This is a genomic window from Methanothermococcus sp. (assembly GCF_015523155.1).
Lineage (GTDB): Archaea > AGJL01 > Methanococci > Methanococcales > Methanococcaceae > Methanofervidicoccus.
Genome location: NZ_WAKW01000005.1, coordinates 1 through 2,179 on the forward strand (window position 1 = coordinate 1; position 2,179 = coordinate 2,179).

The 2,179-nt window shown below is 30.3% G+C and carries 1 protein-coding gene; it reads right to left on the reverse strand.

All coding sequences use genetic code 11. The features are described from left to right. Positions 1-203 precede the first annotated feature (203 nt). A complete protein-coding gene (gene argS, locus F7B34_RS01270; protein WP_292459700.1) occupies positions 204-1,946 on the reverse strand; it encodes an arginine--tRNA ligase in 1,743 nt (580 codons plus the stop codon). Between the last annotated feature and the right edge of the window lie 233 nt (positions 1,947-2,179).

The following is a 2,179-nucleotide window of genomic DNA, read 5'->3' on the forward strand; positions in this document are numbered from 1 at the left end:
ATTCTATACTTTCTATAATGTTATCAAAAACCTCCAATATTATATATTCTCGTATAAAATTTTCGCTACATATTTTTATTATATTTAATATATAAAATATTGCTCATTTTAGAAACACTCATAGGGATAAAATAAAAAAATATTAAAGAACTTAGAAATAAATTAAAGGAATTAATTATTTAAAATATATATTATATTACATCTTACATCTTACCCGGACATTCTATACCTAAAATATTTAATCCATTTTCTATAACTGTTTTTGTGCATTCTACAAGTTTTAATCTTGAATAAACTATGTTCTGGTTTTTTTCTTTTAATATTGGGCAGTTTCCATAGAATCTATTAAATGCCTGTGCAACATCGAGCACATAATTTGCCACTATTTGTGGTTTTCTGACATCTGCGGATTTTTCAACAACTTTTGGGAATTTTAGGAGTGTTTTTATTAATATCTTTTCGTTATCATTTAATTCGTAGTCAAATGGTTCGTTAATGTCAATATTACTATTGTTGTTATGTTCATTGTTTAATCCATTTTCGAGAATTCTACAACATCTAGCGTGGGCATATTGTATTACTGGGCATCCAACCTTTTCAAAGTCAAGTGCTTCATTCCACCTAAATACCATAGGTTTTTCTGGCGAGATTCTGACGATATTGTATCTTACCGCACCGGTAGCTATTTTATGGGCAATTTCATTTATTTCATCTTCATCTGTTGCCACACCTCTTTTCTTAACTTCTTCAATTGCTCGTGTTTTTGCCTCTTCAAACAACTCATCAATACTTATAAATCTTCCTCTTCTGGTGCTCATAGAGCCCTCAGGAAGTGAGATAAATTCATAAAATACGATTTCCGGCGTGTTATATCCTAATAATTTTAAACTTGCATTTACCATTTCAGCGGTGAGCTTGTGATCTGCACCAAGTATATTAATCCCCATATCGCAGTTTTTCATCTTATCGATATGGTATGCAATGTCCCTAGTGGAGTATAAACTTGTTCCATTTAATCTTGCAAGAACCAGTTTTTTCTCTATTCCAAAGTCTGAAAGGTCTAATCTATATACTTCGTCCTTTTCCACTTTTCCAGTTTCCATTAGATTTTTTATAACCTCCCTAACCATGCCGTTTTTGACATAGGAGCTCTCCCATACGAATTTGTCATGTTCAATGTTAAGATTTTTTAAAGTTTCTTTAAATCCGTTTAAAGCATAATTTACGGCATATTCGAACTTTTTGGTTATTTCGTTTTCTTCATTTTTCTCAGAAGATTCTTCATATTTTTTCATTAAATCCAATATATTTTCTTCGAGCTCGGGGTTTTCATTTAAAAGTTTATTGGCTTCCACATAAACTTCCCCTATGGCATGGTCTGGTTTTTTATTTTCGTCCAATTTAAATTTATCCAATCCAAATACTACTATTGCCTCCTGTCTCCCCATGTCATTTACATAGTATTGAGTTTCAACCTCATATCCTGCAAATTCAAGCACTCTTTTTAAACTGTCTCCAACAATGGCATTTCTACTATGTCCGATATGCAAAGGTCCATTTGGGTTTGCAGATGTGTGTTCTAATATTATTTTTTTGTTTTTTTCTTCTCCTCTTCCAAAATTATTTTTTTCATCAAGTATCTTTTTTACGCCTTTTTTTGAATAACTGTTGTAGTCTAAGAAAAAGTTTATATATCCATTTACCGCCTTTATGTCCTTTATTCCTTCAATATTTTCAGATTTTAAAGAATCTGCTATTTCCTCTGCTATAACCATCGGTGATTTTTTCAATACCCTTGCCAATCTAAATGCTATGTTTGTTGAATAATCGCCCAAATATAGTGATGGCGGTTCCTCCAATCTTACTGTTTCCATTTTTTCTTCTGATTCGCCTGTTAATATGTTTATTTTTTTGTATAATGCATCAATTATATTTTTTTCAATCATCCTATCACTTTACTAATTAAATTATATTATATTATTATATTTGATGCCGTTTTATTTAATATTAAATTAAATAAATTATTATTTTTCGCTCATCTGCCTATATCAGTTGATGATGGTTATATATTCACAAATATATAAACATTTATCATGATGGAGAATGAGGATATTATAGGAGTTTTTCTACCAGATATATAAGTGTTATGCTTTGATTAGAGAAATCAAGGAAAGATGGC

What these genes read in the sequence shown, in the direction of transcription:
- argS (WP_292459700.1), bottom strand. Translation starts at nt 1,946, where the DNA reads ATGATTGAAAAAAATATAATTGATGCATTATACAAAAAAATAAACATA.